This window comes from Bradyrhizobium sp. PSBB068 (assembly GCA_016839165.1).
Taxonomy (GTDB): Bacteria; Pseudomonadota; Alphaproteobacteria; order Rhizobiales; family Xanthobacteraceae; genus Bradyrhizobium.
The window spans coordinates 2,969,639-2,985,637 of record CP069300.1 but is presented as its reverse complement, the minus strand read 5'-3'; the positions used below and the strand labels follow the sequence as shown (position 1 = coordinate 2,985,637).

The window sequence follows — 15,999 nt, the reverse complement described above, 5'->3', positions numbered from 1 at the left end:
TTCACGACGGACGCTTGCGCTTGTGGGCGAACGGGTTGGCCTTCTCACGCAGCGTGATCCGGATCGGCGTGCCTGGCAGGTCGAAGGTCTCGCGCAGCGAATTGATGAGATAGCGCAGATAGGATCGCGGGATCGCATCCGCACGCGAGCAGAACAGCACGAAGCTCGGCGGGCGCGCCTTCACCTGCGTGATGTAGTTCAGCTTCAGCCGGCGCCCCGAGACCGCCGGCGGCGGGTTGGCCTGGATCGCCTGCTCGAACCAGCGATTGAGCGCCGAGGTCGGCAGGCGCCGGTTCCAGACCGCATAGGCCTCCTGGATCGCAATCATCAGGCGGTCGATGCCCTCGCCCATCAGGCCGGAGACGGCAACGATCGGCGCGCCCTTGACCTGCGGCAGCCAGTGGTCGGCATCGGTGCGCAGCTGCGAAATCTGGTTGGGCTTGCGCTCGACGAGGTCCCATTTGTTGACCGCGAGCACGATGGCGCGGCCTTCTCGCTCGATCAGGTCGGCGATGCGCAGGTCCTGCTCCTCGAACTTGTTCTGCGCATCCATCATCATGACGACGACTTCGGCGAAGCGCACCGCGCGCAGCGCGTCGGCGACCGAGAGCTTCTCCAGCTTCTCCTCGATCCGCGAGCGGCGGCGCAGGCCGGCGGTGTCGAACACCCGGAACTGCCGGCCCTGCCAGGTGATCTCGACCGCGATGGAATCGCGCGTGGTGCCGGCCTCGGGGCTGGTCAACAACCGCTCCTCGCCGAGCAGATGGTTGATCAGCGTCGACTTGCCGGCATTGGGCCGGCCGACGATGGCAACGCGGATCGGGCGCTGCGCGGCCTCCTCCTCGGAGATGTCCTCGTCGTCCTCGACCTCGTCGTCTTCCCCTGGTGTCTCGGGCACCAGCGCACTCAGCGCCTCGTGCAAATCGCCCATGCCCTCGCCGTGCTCGGCCGAGATCTGCACGGGATCGCCGAGCCCGAGCGCGTAGGACTCCATCGCGCCGATCTCGCCATGCTTGCCTTCGGCCTTGTTGGCGACCAGCACCACCGGCTTGTTGGCCTTGCGGGCGAAGTCGGCGAAGGCGCGGTCGGTCGGGGTCAGGCCGACGCGGGCGTCGATCACGAACATCAGCGCGTCGGCGAGCTCGATCGCGGTTTCAGTCTGCTCCTGCATCCGCGCCGTCAGCGAGCCCTTGGCGCCCTCGTCGAGGCCTGCGGTGTCGATGATGGTGAAGTCGAGGTCGTAGAGTTTGGCCTGGCCCTCGCGTCGGTCGCGCGTCACGCCGGGCTCGTCGTCGACCAGCGCTAGCTTCTGGCCGACCAGCCGGTTGAACAGCGTCGACTTTCCGACATTGGGCCGGCCGATGATGGCGATGGTAAAAGACATGGATGATCCAGGCGCCGCGGCGCGGCGCACGTCAATGAAAATGAGGCAAGAGACTAGCGGCTAAATCCGCCGCTCGGTAGCGGCGCGGGGAACGCGCCGCCGGATTGTTGCGTGGTCTGGGTCTGCTGCTGGGCCGGTGCCGCAGGCTGCGCCTGCTGGTCGTCGGCGGGCGGCGCGGTGGTGCGGCGGCGGACGATCTTCTTCGGCTTCGGGTCCGGCGGCACCGCGGCGGGCGCGCCCTCTTCGGTCGCGGCGTCGGGAGCGGCCGCCTGATCCGCTGCCGGCGCGGCCCGCTTGGTGTGCTTCTTGGCGCCCTTCGGCGGCTCCGGCGGCGGAGCCGGCTGGGCGGCGGCTGCCGCGGCGTTCTGCTGGTCGAGCTGCTCCTGCTGCGAGCCCTTGTACAATTCCTTCGGCACACCCTGCTCGAGGCCGGGCACGCCTTCGGGGAATACCGGCTTGCGGTCGCCAGCCAGCTTCTTCTTGGTGTCGAGGAAGTCGAGCATGTCGCTCGGATCGAAATTGGCCATACCGCCACCGCCGCAGCCGGCCAACGCGCTGCAAAGCGCGGTGAGAACTGCGGCTGCGATCAGGCGTTGCGAGCGGCGCATGGTCGATCTCTCACTCAAACTCGGGTTTCGCGCCAGCTCAGCTTTTCGCAACTGGCGGCAACAAGGCCTGCAGCGCTTCGGCGCGAGAACGCAGGCTCGGCGGCGTCTCGCCGTCATTGGCAATCTGGTCCAGCCACTGCCGCGCGGCGGTGGCATCGTTGGCGTGCCACGCCGACAGCGCCAGCAACTCGCGCGCGGAATGGCGGAACGTCGAGTCCTTCGACGTCGCCATTCCCTCGAGCCGTTGCTGCATGTTCGGATAGGTCGTGGTGTCCATCAGAATCTGCGCGGCGCGGATCCGCGCCAGGTCCTGCCCGGGACCGCCGACGCTGCGGTCGGCTGCGATCTCGTCATAGAGCTTCGCAGCGGCCGGCTGATCGCGGGTCGCGACCTCGGCGGCCATGCGCAGCCGTGCCAAATTGCGGTAGCCGGACGGCGCCTTGGTGATCAGATCGGCAAAGGCGGCCTCGGCCTCGGTATGCTTGTTCTGGTCCGACAGTTCGACGGCGCGGTCGAACGCCGCACCGGCCTCGGCGGCCTTCTTGGCCTCGAGATATTGGTAGCCGCGCCAGCCACCGACGCCGGCGACCACCAGGAGCGCCAGCGCGATGATAAAGATCGAGTACTTGTCCCACAGCTTCTTGAGCTGATCGCGACGGACTTCCTCGTCTACTTCGTCAAATAATTCAGACACTTAAAGCTATCCCATCCCCTCGGGACCGCGAATCTCGGTGGAGCCTGGCCCCTACCCGATCCCCACGTCGCGGCGGCGTTACCCTAACGGTGTGGCAGAGGCAAGGCAAAGCAAGGCGGATCAAAGCGTTAACCGGGGACGTTTGACGTAGCTGCGACGGGACTGCGTGGGCTCCCTCTCCCGCTTGCGGGGGAGGGTTGGGGTGGGGGTAGCTCCGCACATGGGATTGCTGAGAGAGCCACGATGTTGAGAGAGCCCCCACCCGGATCGCATCTGGCGATGCGATCCGACCTCCCCCGCAAGCGGGAGAGGTGAAAGACTAGGACACAGACAAGCCCTCCCGCAGCTGCCGCTTGATCACCTTGCCGTTGGCGTTGCGCGGCAGCGGCTCCGCCGTCAGCGCCACGGTCTCCGGCACCTTGTAGTCCGACAGGCGTTCGGCGCACCAGGCGCGCAGGCTCTCGGCATTCACCTCAGCGCGCGTCACGATCACGGCGTGCACGCGCTCGCCGAGCACCGGGCAGGGTTTTGCGATGATCGCGCTCTCGACCACGGCCGGATGGCCCGCCAGCACCGACTCGACCTCGGCGGAATAGATCTTCAGCCCGCCGCGGTTGATCATGTCCTTCTGGCGATCGAACACGCGGACGAAATTGTCGGCATCGACCGAGCCGAGATCGCCGGAATGCCAGAAGCCGGCGGTGAAGCTCTCCGCGGTCGCCTTCGGATTATTCCAATAGCCCTTGATCACGGAGGCGCTGCGGATCCAGAGCTCGCCGATCTCGCCGCGCGGCACCTCGCGGCCGTCGGGTCCCATGACAACGATCTCGGCGCCGGGACACGGCAGGCCGACGCTGTCGATATGGGCGGCGGTGAGTTCGCCCGGCATCAACGTCGAGGGCGAAGTGGTCTCGGTCGCGCCGTAGCAATTGGCGAGCTTCAGCCCGGGGATCTTGGCGTCGAGCTTTTCGATGGTTGCAATCGGCATCGGCGCGCCGCCGAAGCCGCCGATGCGCCAGCTCGACAGATCGTAGCTGTCGAAATCCGGCTGCATCAGGCAGAGATTGTACATCGCCGGCACCATCACCGTGTAGCTGACGCGCTCGCGTGCCGCGACCTTCAGGTATTCCGCCGCCTTGAACTCCGGCATGATGATCAGCGCGCCGGCGCAGCGCGCCATCGTGGTGACGTTGGCGACCGCGCCGGTGACATGCGCAAGCGGCACCGCGGCGATCGAGCGATCGGCCTTGGTCAGCTTCAGGCAGGAAACGAACACCATCGAGGAGTGGATGATGTTGCAGTGAGCGAGCATCGCGCCCTTCGGCCGGCCCGTGGTGCCCGAGGTGTAGAGGATCATCGCGGTGTCCTCTTCCCTCACCTCCGCCGGCGCCTGCGCCTTTGCACTGTCGCGCAGACGAGCGAATTGCGACGCGCCGTCGTCGCTGACCGCGATGCGATGCGCAAGGCCGGGAACGCCGGCGGCATCGGGGATGCGATCGGCAAGCGTGGCCTCATGGACCAGACACCTTGCGCCGCAATCGTTCAGCACATAGGCGATCTCGGGCTTCTGTTGACGCGTCGAGAGCAGCACCGTCACCAGCCCGGCATGGGCGGCGGCGAACATCGTCAGCACGAATTCGATGCGGTTGCCGAGCAGGATCGCGACGCGGTCGCCGGGCGCAAGGCCGAGTTTTGAAAAACCCGCCGCGACCTTCGCTGACTGCTCGGCGACCTCGCGCCAGGATAGCCGCGTCGTGCCGCAGACCAGCGCCTCGCCGTCACCGTTCTCTGCGACCGCGTCCGCGATCATCGCCCACAGGCTGCCGGGCCGCTCGGCGAATGCCGGCACGACGCGATCGCCGAAGCGCGGCTCGGGCCGCATCGGCGGCAGTGCGTGTTGCGACCAGTCCATGCGCCCCTCGTCAGCTCTTCTTCATTCCGTAGACGTGCTCCGGCCCCGGGAAGGCGCGGCTCTTGACGTCGCGCGCATAGCCCGCGATGGCTTCCTCGATCGCCGGGCCGAGATTGCCGTAGCGGCGGACGAATTTCGGCGCGCGCGGCGACAGGCCGAGCATGTCTTCCAGCACCAGCACCTGGCCGTCGCAGGCAGCACTTGCGCCGATGCCGATGGTGGGGACGGCGATCGATTGCGTGATCTTGCGCGCGAGCGGCTCGGCGACCGCCTCGACCACGATCGAGAAGGCGCCGGCTTCCGCGATCGCCCTAGCGTCGTTCTCGATCGGCGCCCAGGTCTCCTCCTCGCGGCCCTGCGCGCGGAACGAGCCGAGCGTGTTGATCGACTGCGGCGTCAGCCCGATATGCCCCATCACCGGAATGCCGCGCTCGGACAGGAACGCCACGGTCTCCGCCATCCGCGCGCCGCCCTCGAGCTTGACCGCGCCGCACAGCGTTTCCTTCATGATCCGCACCGCGGACTGGAACGCCTGCTCCTTCGAGCCCTCATAGGAGCCGAACGGCATATCCACGACCACGAGCGCGGCCTGCGAGCCGCGCATCACGGCGCGGCCCTGCAGGATCATCATGTCGAGCGTGACCGGCACGGTGGTCTCGAAACCGTGCATGACGTTGCCGAGGGAATCGCCGACCAGGATCGCGTCGCAGTGACGGTCGACCAACGCCGCGGTGTGCGCGTGGTATGAGGTCAGCATCACGATCGGCTCGCCATTTTTGCGGGCGCGCAGATCCGGCGCGGTCTTGCGCTTGATGGCGGATTGAACAGACATCGTCAGGCTCCCATGACAGGCACGCCGATCACGACCGGGTGGAACGCAAACGCCAGCGCCAGATATGCGATGATACCGACCGCAATCGCGATCAGGTCGTTGGTCGGGCCGCCCACCGGGATCGGCGGGCCGCCGGCATCCGTGCGGCGCTTCAGCGAGATGCGGTCATAGACCGCCCAGGCGAGGAATGAGCCGAACAGGATGATCGAGCCGAGGTCGCCGTTGGCGAGCAGATGCGCGAACGCCCACAGCTTCACGGCCGTCAGCATCGGATGCTTCACGATGGTGTAGATGCGGCCGCGGATATAGGCGGCGACGAGGAGAATGACGGCGGGCAGCATCAGCGCCACCGTGATGTGCTTGAACGCGGTTGGCGGCGTCCAGACGTCGATCCAGCCGGTCGCGCGGTAGTGGCCGAAGCCCCAGATGATCAGGGCGAGGCCGGCGAACGATACCAGCGAATAGACGCCCTTGTAGGCCCCCTCGCCCATCGCATTGACGATGCTGCCGCGCAGGTCGCGCAGGCTGCTCAGCACGTGGATGCCGAGGAACAGCACGAGACCCAGGATCATGACGAGCAGTCCCACGATGTTCCTCCCTGATTGATTAATGCCTTCGCGTAACATCTTCGCCGGGCGGTACGCAATGCGTCACGCCGGGTCGCGGTTCACGGGTTGCCGGCAGGCTTGGAGGGATCGGCGGCCGGCTTGGCAAGCTCCCGATTGTCGACATAGCGGATCATGATCGGCCGGCCGGCCAGCGCGCCGCCGAGCCCGCCGGTGAATTTGAGCGGCAGGCAGGCGTCAAGCGAGGCGTTGATGGCGTTGAGGTACGTCGTTCGGGTGCCTGCCGAGATGCCCCGCGTTGAGAAGGTCAGCCGCGGCGCGCCGATCATCTCGCCCGATCGCTTGAAGCTGAAGCGCACCGACATCTGCATGCCCTCGCGCGCGTCGTCCGACGGCGGCGGCGCCCAGCAGGCGCGCAGCGCGGCAAACAGATCGCCGATGGTATCGAGATCATGATCCGGCTTGCGGTACTTCTCGGCCTGCCCCTCGGGCGGCACAGTCAGGATCGTGAGCTGAAGATTTTCGCCGTACGGATAATCCATCTCGGGAAAGCAGGGCCCGTGATTGAGCACGCTGCAAGTGGACGGCGTGCAGGGCCCTTCGTCGAGCACGCTGCAAGGCGTGTGCGCGAACGGCGCCGGGTTGGTCTGCTGCCGTTGCTGGGCGCCGGCGGTGCCCGCGAGGCCGAAGACCAACACGGCAAAAGCGAGGCAGATGACGACGCGTCGGAACATGCGGCCAAAACCCGGGATGCGTTCCGGGGAAAATGGTACCGCAGCCGAACCGGAGCAAGCGGGGCCGTGTTCAATTCCCTGCGCGCGTCAGCCCCATCCTCAACTGTCTTCGCCCGGCTCGACCGGGCGATCCAGTATTCCAGAGACGGCGGTGATTGAAGGGAGAAGCCGAGGCGTACTGGGTCCCCCGGTCGAGCCGGGGCCGACGAGTGGATTGTGCGCAAGTGCACGGCTTGTTCCACGCGTCGTCCCGCGAAAGCCGGGACCCATACGCCGCGGCCGATGCTGTTGAAGGGACTCGTCGTCCCACCATCGCGCAACAATGACCATCGGTGGCTATGGGTCCCCGGCTTTCGCCGGGACGACGGCGGTGAATGTGGACTCACGCCTTCTTCTTCACGTCCTTGACGTTGGAGAAGGTGATGCCCTCGGCGCGCTCGCGGGTGTAGCCGAGATAGAACTCGTTCTTGGCCATGAACACCGGATCGCCGTCGACGTCGTCGGCGATGCCGGAATTGTTGGCGGAGATGAAAGCGTCGAGCGCCTTGCGGTCGTCAGATGAGATCCAGCGCGCCAGCGAGAATTCAGAGACCTCGAACTCGACCGGCAGCGAATATTCCGCATCGAGCCGCGCCTTCAGCACGTCGAGCTGCAGCGGACCGACCACGCCGACCAGCGCCGGCGCGCCGTCGCGCGGGCGGAACACCTGCACGACGCCCTCCTCCGACATCTGCTGCAAGGCTTCCTTGAGCTTCTTCGCCTTCATCGCATCAGTGAGGCGAACACGGCGGACGATTTCCGGCGCAAAGCTCGGCACGCCGACGAAGGTCAGATCCTCGCCTTCGGTCAGGGTGTCGCCGATCCGCAAGGTGCCGTGATTGGGAATGCCGACGACGTCGCCGGCGAACGCCTCGTCCGCCACCGAGCGGTCCTGCGCGAAGAAGAATTGCGGGCTCGACAGGCTCATGTTCTTGCCGGTGCGCACCAGCTTGGCCTTCATGCCGCGACTGAGCTTACCCGAGCACAGCCGGGCGAACGCGATGCGGTCGCGGTGGTTCGGATCCATGTTGGCCTGGATCTTGAACACGAACGCGCTCATGCGCGGCTCGGCCGCCTCGACCTTGCGCAGATCGGAATCCTGCGCGCGCGGCGCGGGCGCGAACTTACCGAGCCCCTCAAGCAGGTCGCCGACGCCGAAATTGCGCAGCGCGCTGCCGAAATAGACCGGCGTCAGATGGCCTTCGCGGAACGCCGCGAGCTCGAACGGCTTGCAGGCCTCCGACGCCAGCGCGAGCTCGTCCTTGACTTCGGCAACGTCGAGATTGGGGTTGCGCTTGCCGAGATCGGCGATGTCGATCTGCTCGGTGGCGCCGGTCTTGGCGCCGCCGCCCTCGAGCAGCCGGACGCCGCCGTTGACGACGTCGTAGGTGCCGAGGAAGTCGCGGCCGCGGCCGACCGGCCAGGTCATCGGCGTGGTGTCGAGCGCCAGCGTCTTCTCGATCTCGTCCAAAAGCTCGAACGTGTCGCGGCTCTCGCGGTCCATCTTGTTGATGAAGGTGATGATCGGGATGTCGCGCAGCCGGCACACCTCGAACAGCTTTCGGGTGCGCGCCTCGATGCCCTTGGCGGCGTCGATCACCATGACCGCGGAGTCGACCGCGGTCAGCGTGCGGTAGGTGTCTTCCGAAAAGTCCTCGTGGCCCGGCGTGTCCAGCAGGTTGAACACCAGCTCGTTGAATTCGAAGGTCATCACCGAGGTGACGACTGAGATGCCGCGCTCGCGCTCGATCTTCATCCAGTCCGAACGCGTGTTGCGCCGCTCGCCCTTGGCCTTGACCTGGCCCGCGAGGTTGATGGCGCCGCCGAACAGCAGCAGCTTTTCCGTCAGCGTGGTCTTGCCGGCGTCCGGGTGCGAGATGATCGCAAAGGTGCGCCGTCGCGCTACTTCTTCTGACAGCGGCGAGCGGGACGGCGATTCGGTGGTTGCAGCGGTATCGGACATGGCGGGGCAGCGTTTGACAGGGAAAACGGGCGCAATCAAGGGCGTTTTGTCGCAATGCGCCGTGGCCACACCACCCCATATAGGCATGAGAGGGACGACCTTCTCCTCACCATACCATCTGCGGGGACGACCCTGCCTAATCCGGAGGGTTTGTTATGGCTTGGGCCATTCTGTTCACCGCAGGCCTGCTCGAGATCGGCTGGGCGATCGGGCTGAAATACACCGAGGGGTTCTCTCGGCTGGTGCCGTCGGTGCTGACGCTGGCGGCGATGGCCGGCAGCATCCTCCTGCTCGGCATCGCGTTGAAGACGCTGCCGATCGGAACCGCCTATGCGGTCTGGACCGGCATCGGCGCGGTCGGCACCGCGGCGCTCGGCATCATCCTTCTCGGCGAACCCGCGACCGCGATGCGGCTCGCAAGCATCGGGCTGATCGTGTCCGGCATCGTCGGGCTGAAGCTGGTCAGCTGATCACTTCAATACCTGCACGGCCCAATAGCTCGCAGCCGCGACCGCGGCGGACGCCGGGATCGTGATCACCCAGGCATAGACGATCGAGCTCGCCACGTTCCAGCGCACGGCGGAGAGACGCCGTGCGGCGCCGACGCCGACGATGGCGCCGGTGATGGTGTGGGTGGTCGACACGGGAACCCCGAGATAGGTCGCGATGAACAGCGTCGCGGCGCCGCCGGTCTCGGCGCAAAACCCCTGCATCGGCGTCAGCTTGGTGATCCGCAGCCCCATGGTACGGACGATCCGCCAGCCGCCCATCAGGGTGCCCAGCGCCATCGCGCTCTGGCAGGCCAGCACCACCCAGAACGGGATTTCGAAGCTGTCGCCGAGATGGCCCTGCGAATAGAGCAACACGGCGATGATGCCCATGGTCTTCTGCGCGTCGTTGCCGCCATGGCCGAGCGAATAGAGCGAGGCCGAGGCGAATTGCAGGATGCGAAAGGCGCGATCGACCGCGAACGGCGTCGAGCGCACCGAGAGCCAGGACACGATCGCGACCAGCACCAGCGCCAGCAGGAAGCCGACCAGCGGCGACAGCACGATCGCGAGCAAGGTTTTGGAGAGCCCGCTCCACACCGCAGCCGAAATGCCCGCCTTGGCCATGCCGGCGCCGACCAGGCCGCCGATCAGGGCGTGCGAGCTCGATGACGGAATCCCCAAGCCCCAGGTGATCACGTTCCAGACGATGGCGCCGACCAGCGCCGCGAAGATCACGGTCGCGTCCACCACCGACGGGTCGATGATCCCGGTGCCGATCGTATTGGCGACGTGCAGGCCGAACACCGCGAAGGCGACGAAATTGAAAAAAGCCGCCCAGAACACCGCATATTGCGGCCGCAGCACCCTGGTCGAGACGATGGTCGCGATCGAGTTCGCAGCATCGTGCAGGCCGTTCAGGAAGTCGAACAGCAGCGCGACCGCGATCAGGATGGTCAGGACCGGAAGACCCAGCGTGGCGTCCACGTGATGGCCCGCCTTACACTTGCTCAATGACGATGGAGTTGATCTCGTTGGCGACGTCGTCGAACCGGTCGGCCACCTTCTCGAGGTGATCGTAGATCTCCGCGCCGACGATGAAGTCCATCGTGTTGGCGTCGCGGTGCTTCAGAAACAGTTCCTTGAGCCCGATGTCATGAAGATCGTCGACCCGGCCCTCGAGCTTGGTCAGCTCCTCGGTGATCTGGGTCAGCATCGAGACGTTGTGGCCGATCGACTGCAGCAGCGGCAGCGCGCGGACGACCAGATTGGCGCATTCCACGATAAGGGTGCCGATCTCTCGCATCGGCGGCTCGAACTCGCGCACCTCGAACAGCATGACCGCCTTCGCGGTCGCCTGCATCTGGTCGACCGCGTCATCCATTGAGGTGATCAGGTTCTTGATATCGCCGCGGTCGAACGGGGTGATGAAGGTGCGGCGGACCGCGGTCAGCACCTCGCGGGTCACGCTGTCGGCGTCGTTCTCGAACTGGTTGACGCGCTGGCAGAAGACCGGCGTCTCCTCGCCGCCCCGCAGCATGTCCTGCAGCGCCTTCGCGCACTGCACGGAAGTCTGGGCGTGGCGGGCGAACAGGTCGAAAAATCGCTCTTCCTTGGGCAGAAAGGCGCGAAACCAGCGCAGCATGACTCAAGTTCCATCATTCCGGGACAGCCCTTTTAGCGACTGTCACAGAACTGTCATAGAGCATCTGGCTGGGAAAACACCTGACACGACCGCCCGAACGGGCGGTCGTCCACCGCTATATCGGCCGAAATTCGCCCGCCCGTCCTACAGCGACCGCCGCAGCAGATGGGCCAGCTCGCCGACCAGGCCACGCCGGAACAGCAGCACGCAGGCCACGAAGATCACGCCCTGGATCACCGTCACCCACTGGCCGAAACCGGCGAGATATTGCTGCATGGCGATGATCACGAATGCGCCGACCACGGGACCGAAGATGGTGCCGAGGCCGCCGACCAGCGTCATCAGCACGATCTCGCCGGACATCGACCAGTGCACGTCGGTGAGCGAGGCATTCTGCGCCACGAACACTTTCAGCGAGCCGGCAAAGCCCGCCAGCGTGCCCGACAGGATGAAGGCGAGCAGCTTGTACTGGTCGGTCTTGTAGCCGAGCGAGATCGCGCGCGGCTCGTTCTCGCGGATCGACTTCAGCACTTCGCCGAACGGCGAGTTGATGGTCCGGTAGATCAGCAGGAAACCGGCCAGGAATCCGGCCAGCACGACATAATAGAGCACCATCGGCTTCGAGAGGTCGAAGATGCCGAGCAGGTGGCCCTGCGGGATGCCCTGGATGCCGTCCTCGCCATGGGTGAACGGCGCCTGCAGATAGAGGAAGTAAAGCAGCTGCGACAGCGCCAGCGTGATCATCGAGAAGTAGATGCCCTGCCGCTTGATCGAGATGTAGCCGGTGACGAGGCCGAGCAAGGCGGCGGCGGCGGTGCCGACCACGATGCCGAGTTCCGGCGGCAGGCCCCACACCTTCAGCGCATGCGCCGAGACGTAGCCGGCGGTGCCGAGGAACATGGCGTGGCCGAACGACAGCAGGCCGCCATAGCCGATCAGGAGGTTGAAGGCGCAGGCGAGCAGCGCAAAGCACAGCGCCTGCATCACGAAGAAAGGATAGATCCCGGTGAACGGCACGATTGCCAGCAGCACCGCCATCACGGCGAATACGATCATCTCGTCGCGCATCGCGCGCGGCGTCATCGGAAGTGTATCGTCGGTCAATGCTGACATATCAGGCCGCCCGTCCCGTCAGTCCCGTTGGCTTCACCAGCAACACCACCACCATCAGGACAAACACCACGGTGTTGGAGGCTTCGGGATAAAAAAACTTGGTCAGTCCCTCGATCACGCCGAGCGCGAAGCCGGTGATGATCGAGCCCATGATCGAGCCCATGCCGCCGATCACGACCACCGCGAACACCACGATGATGAGGTCGGCGCCCATCAGCGGACGGACCTGGTTGATCGGCGCCGACAAGACGCCGGCGAGCGCGGCAAGGCCGACGCCGAGCCCGTAGGTCAGCGTGATCATGCGCGGCACGTTGATGCCGAAGGCGCGCACCAGCGTCGGATTCTCGGTGGCGGCGCGCAGGTAGGCGCCGAGCTGCGTCTTCTCGATCAGGAACCAGGTGGCAAGGCACACCACCAGCGAGAAGATGACGACCCAGCCGCGATAGATCGGCAGGAACATAAAGCCGAGGTTGACGCCGCCCTTGAGCTGGTCGGGTATCGAGTAAGGCAGGCCCGAGGAGCCGAAATAGTTCTGGAACACGCCCTGCACGATCAGTGCGATGCCGAACGTCAGCAGCAGTCCGTAGAGATGGTCGAGCCCGGCGAGCCATTGCAGCATGGTGCGTTCGAGGATCATGCCGAAGATGCCGACGATGACGGGCGCGATGATCAGCGCCCACCAGTAGTTGATGCCGCCCAGATTGAGCAGGAAGTACGCCACGAAGGCGCCCATCATGTAGAGCGCGCCGTGCGCGAAATTGATGATGTTGAGCATGCCGAAGATGACGGCGAGCCCCAGACTGAGCAGCGCGTAGAACGAGCCGTTGATCAGTCCCACCAGAAGCTGTGCGTAGAGAGCCTGCATCGAATGAGCTTTCGCTTAAATAGATGAAGCCCGCCGGCCACGCGCATGGCCCGGCGGGCGTGATCGTCACTTCTTCAGAAGCGCACAGGTGCTCTTGTCGAGCGGCGTGAAGGCCTGGTTGCCCGGCACGGTGCCGACCAGCTTGTAGAAGTCCCACGGTCCCTTGGACTCCGAGGGCTTCTTGACTTCGAACAGATAGGCGTCGTGGGTGACGCGACCGTTGGCCTCGACCTCGCCCTTGCCGAACAGCGGATCGTCGGTCGGGATCGTCTTCATCTTCGCGACCACCTTGGCGCCGTCATGCGGATTGCCGCCGAGCGCTTCCAGCGCCTTGAAATAATGCAGCAGGCCCGCATAGACGCCGGCCTGCACCATGGTCGGGGGCGCGCCGCTCTTCAACTTCTCGGAGAAGCGCTTCGAGAACGCGCGGGTGTTGTCGTTGAGGTCCCAGTAGAACGTCTCGGTGAAGTTGAGGCCCTGCGCGGTCTCGAGCCCGATCGCCTTGACGTCGGTGAGGAACAGCAAGAGCGCGGCGAGCTTCTGGCCGCCCTTGACGATGCCGAACTCGGCGGCCTGCTTGATCGAGTTGGTGGTGTCGCCGCCGGCATTGGCGAGACCGATGATCTTGGCCTTGGAGGCCTGCGCCTGCAGCAGGAACGAGGAGAAATCCGCGGTGTTGAGCGGATGCTTGACGCCGCCGACCACCTTGCCGCCATTGGCGGTGATGACCGCGGTGGTGTCGCGCTCCAGCGCGGCGCCGAACGCATAGTCCGCGGTCAGGAAGAACCAGGTGTCGCCGCCCGCCTTCACCAGCGCCTGGCCGGTGGCATGCGCCAGCATGTAGGTGTCGTAGGTCCAGTGCACCGTGTTCGGCGTGCACTGCGCGTTGGTCAGATCCGAGGTCGCGGCACCCGAATTGATGTAGACGCCGTTCTTTTCCTTGACGACGTTGTTGACCGCGAGCGCGACGCCGGAATTCGGCACGTCGACGATGGTATCCACCTTGTCGACGTCGAACCACTGGCGCGCGATGGTGGTGCCGATGTCGGGCTTGTTCTGGTGATCGCCGGAGACCAGGTCGATGGTCCAGCCCTTGGCCTTGAGGCCGGAATCCTCGATCGCCATCTGGGCCGCCAGCGTCGAGCCGGGGCCGGCAAGGTCCGCATAGAGGCCGGACTGATCCGACAACACGCCGATCTTGACGACCTTGTCGTCGGCAGAGGCCACGCCGCCGACGCTGAGCGCGATCGCGGTGCCGAGCAGAAGCGCAGAAATCGTGTTCTTCATGGGTATTTCCTCAGTTCTAAATTTTCTGGCTCGAGCGAGTTCAGACGCCGAGATAGGTATGCAGCTTGTCCATATTGGCCGACAGCTCCGAATTGGCGAAGCCATCGATCACCTTGCCGTGCTCGACGATGTAGTAGCGGTCGGCCACCGTCGAGGCGAAACGGAAATTCTGCTCGACCAGCAGGATCGTGAAGCCCTGCGACTTCAGGCGCGCAATGGTGTGCCCGATCTGCTGGATGATGACCGGGGCCAGGCCTTCGGTCGGCTCGTCCAGCATCAAAAAGCGCGCGCCGGTGCGCAGGATGCGCGCAATCGCCAGCATCTGCTGCTCGCCGCCGGACAGCTTGGTGCCTTGGCTGTTGAGACGCTCCTTCAGGTTCGGAAACAGCGTGAAGATCTGGTCGAGCGGCAGGCCGCCCGGACGCACCACCGGCGGCAGCATCAGATTCTCGCGCACGTCGAGGCTCGAGAAGATGCCGCGCTCCTCGGGACAGAATGCAATTCCCATCCGCGCGATCTTGTCCGAGGTGGCGCGGATGATCTCCTTGTTGTCGAAGCGGATCGAGCCGGAGCGCTTGTTGATGACGCCCATGATCGACTTCAGCGTGGTGGTCTTGCCGGCGCCGTTGCGGCCAAGCAGGGTCACCACCTCGCCGGCCTTCACGTTGAAATTGATGCCGTGAAGGATGTGCGATTCGCCGTACCAGGCCTGCAGGTCCTGGATCGTCAGCACCTCGGCGCCGGTCGCAGCCACGGGCCTTTCCGCCAGTTTTGCCTCAGCCATGACCCGCTCCCAGATAGGCTTCCTTCACGCGCTCGTCCTTGGAGAGGTCGGCGTAATTGCCCTCCGCCAGCACCTGCCCGCGCGTCAGCACGGTGATGATGTCGGAGAGATTGGCCACCACCGAGAGGTTATGTTCGACCATCAGGATGGTGTATTTGGCCGAGATCCGCTTGATCAGCGCCGCGATCTTGTCGATGTCCTCGTGCCCCATGCCGGCCATCGGTTCGTCGAGCAGCATCATCTCGGGGTCGAGCGCCAGCGTCGTTGCAATTTCAAGTGCGCGCTTGCGGCCGTACGGCATCTCGACCGCCGGCGTGTTGGCGAATTCGCTCAAGCCGACGTCGTTCAAGAGCTCATGGGCGCGCGGATTGAAGCGGTCGAGCACGCTTTTCGAACGCCAGAAATCGAATGACGAGCCATGCTGGCGCTGCAGCGCGACGCGCACGTTTTCGAGCGCGGTCAGATGCGGAAATACCGCCGAAATCTGAAACGAGCGGACCAGCCCGAGCCGCGCCACGTCGGCCGGCGGCATCGCGGTGATGTCCTGGCCCTTGTAGCGAATCTGCCCGCCCGACGGCTTCAGGAATTTGGTCAGCAGATTGAAACAGGTGGTCTTGCCGGCGCCGTTCGGCCCGATCAACGCGTGGATACTGCCGCGACGCACCTTGAGCGCGACGTCGCGAACGGCAAAGAAACCGGCGAATTCCTTGGTCAATCCGCTGGTTTCGAGGATGAACTCATCGGCCAAATAGATTCCCCCATACGCCATCGCCGCGAAGCCCCTCGCCCGCGTGGCCAGCTTTTTTCATGTCCGACAGGTTGTCCGCACGTCTTGGAAACCGTCCGGGGCCTGTCGCCTCCGGGCCGGAATATGCCGTCATCTGCGGCGGTTACGCAAGGTGGAAAGCTGTGCGGTGCAGTATCGGCACAAGCGGTTCCTGTTGATCCTTAGTCGAATGGCATTCGAGCGCGCTTTGCGCCTCGGAAAGTCACCATTAAGCCTGTTTTGCTCCGGACTTTCCCTTTCATAGAATATTTCCGCCTCTCGCCGAAACTCCCGGCCATTGCATGATGAACGGCTAGAG

16 protein-coding genes are annotated in these 15,999 nt (G+C 65.1%); 1 reads left to right on the top strand and 15 read right to left on the bottom strand.

The window, feature by feature from the left end; translation table 11 throughout:
• Nucleotide 1: 1 nt before the first annotated feature.
• From der to JQ507_13685, 8 genes are all read right to left on the bottom strand, one after another.
• Nucleotides 2–1,384: a ribosome biogenesis GTPase Der gene (gene der / locus JQ507_13720; protein QRI72455.1), complete on the bottom strand. Its 1,383-nt coding sequence runs from the start codon at nucleotides 1,382–1,384 to the stop codon at nucleotides 2–4.
• Nucleotides 1,385–1,437: 53 nt separating this feature from the next.
• Nucleotides 1,438–1,992 carry a hypothetical protein gene (locus JQ507_13715; protein ID QRI72454.1) on the bottom strand — a complete coding sequence of 185 codons (555 nt, stop codon included), beginning with the start codon at nucleotides 1,990–1,992 and terminating at the stop codon, nucleotides 1,438–1,440.
• A 37-nt stretch (nucleotides 1,993–2,029) separates the two neighbouring features.
• A complete protein-coding gene (locus JQ507_13710) occupies nucleotides 2,030–2,686 on the bottom strand; it encodes a tetratricopeptide repeat protein (protein ID QRI72453.1) in 657 nt (218 codons plus the stop codon).
• A gap of 319 nt (nucleotides 2,687–3,005) precedes the next feature.
• Complete coding sequence (locus JQ507_13705; protein QRI72452.1) at nucleotides 3,006–4,598, bottom strand: acyl--CoA ligase; 1,593 nt, start codon at nucleotides 4,596–4,598, stop codon at nucleotides 3,006–3,008.
• 10 nt (nucleotides 4,599–4,608) lie between these two features.
• The gene (panB, locus tag JQ507_13700; protein QRI72451.1) at nucleotides 4,609–5,430 is read right to left on the bottom strand and encodes a 3-methyl-2-oxobutanoate hydroxymethyltransferase; all 822 of its coding nucleotides are present in this window, start codon (nucleotides 5,428–5,430) and stop codon (nucleotides 4,609–4,611) included.
• A 2-nt stretch (nucleotides 5,431–5,432) separates the two neighbouring features.
• Nucleotides 5,433–6,017, bottom strand: a complete 585-nt coding sequence (locus JQ507_13695) for an NnrU family protein (GenBank protein ID QRI72450.1) — start codon at nucleotides 6,015–6,017, stop codon at nucleotides 5,433–5,435.
• Between the two features lie 80 nt (nucleotides 6,018–6,097).
• Nucleotides 6,098–6,730: a hypothetical protein gene (locus tag JQ507_13690; GenBank protein ID QRI72449.1), complete on the bottom strand. Its 633-nt coding sequence runs from the start codon at nucleotides 6,728–6,730 to the stop codon at nucleotides 6,098–6,100.
• A gap of 382 nt (nucleotides 6,731–7,112) precedes the next feature.
• Entirely contained in the window at nucleotides 7,113–8,732 is a 1,620-nt protein-coding gene (locus JQ507_13685; protein QRI72448.1) for a peptide chain release factor 3, read from the bottom strand.
• 155 nt (nucleotides 8,733–8,887) lie between these two features.
• Here JQ507_13685 and sugE point away from each other — a divergent pair, with 155 nt between their 5' ends.
• Nucleotides 8,888–9,202, top strand: a complete 315-nt coding sequence (sugE, locus tag JQ507_13680) for a quaternary ammonium compound efflux SMR transporter SugE (GenBank protein QRI72447.1) — start codon at nucleotides 8,888–8,890, stop codon at nucleotides 9,200–9,202.
• Here the strand turns inward: sugE and JQ507_13675 are convergent, their stop codons facing one another.
• The 7 genes from JQ507_13675 to JQ507_13645 form a co-directional block, all read right to left on the bottom strand.
• Nucleotides 9,203–10,207 carry an inorganic phosphate transporter gene (locus JQ507_13675; GenBank protein QRI72446.1) on the bottom strand — a complete coding sequence of 335 codons (1,005 nt, stop codon included), beginning with the start codon at nucleotides 10,205–10,207 and terminating at the stop codon, nucleotides 9,203–9,205.
• Nucleotides 10,208–10,220: 13 nt separating this feature from the next.
• The gene (locus JQ507_13670) at nucleotides 10,221–10,865 is read right to left on the bottom strand and encodes a DUF47 domain-containing protein (GenBank protein ID QRI72445.1); all 645 of its coding nucleotides are present in this window, start codon (nucleotides 10,863–10,865) and stop codon (nucleotides 10,221–10,223) included.
• A 144-nt stretch (nucleotides 10,866–11,009) separates the two neighbouring features.
• The gene (locus tag JQ507_13665) at nucleotides 11,010–11,978 is read right to left on the bottom strand and encodes a branched-chain amino acid ABC transporter permease (protein ID QRI72444.1); all 969 of its coding nucleotides are present in this window, start codon (nucleotides 11,976–11,978) and stop codon (nucleotides 11,010–11,012) included.
• Between the two features lies 1 nt (nucleotide 11,979).
• The gene (locus JQ507_13660) at nucleotides 11,980–12,843 is read right to left on the bottom strand and encodes a branched-chain amino acid ABC transporter permease (GenBank protein ID QRI72443.1); all 864 of its coding nucleotides are present in this window, start codon (nucleotides 12,841–12,843) and stop codon (nucleotides 11,980–11,982) included.
• A 66-nt stretch (nucleotides 12,844–12,909) separates the two neighbouring features.
• A complete protein-coding gene (locus tag JQ507_13655; protein ID QRI72442.1) occupies nucleotides 12,910–14,130 on the bottom strand; it encodes an ABC transporter substrate-binding protein in 1,221 nt (406 codons plus the stop codon).
• 40 nt (nucleotides 14,131–14,170) lie between these two features.
• Nucleotides 14,171–14,914 (bottom strand): ABC transporter ATP-binding protein, encoded by a 744-nt coding sequence (locus JQ507_13650; GenBank protein ID QRI72441.1) that lies wholly within the window; start codon nucleotides 14,912–14,914, stop codon nucleotides 14,171–14,173.
• A complete protein-coding gene (locus JQ507_13645) occupies nucleotides 14,907–15,662 on the bottom strand; it encodes an ABC transporter ATP-binding protein (GenBank protein ID QRI72440.1) in 756 nt (251 codons plus the stop codon). Before JQ507_13645 ends, JQ507_13650 begins: the two co-directional genes overlap by 8 nt.
• Between the last annotated feature and the right edge of the window lie 337 nt (nucleotides 15,663–15,999).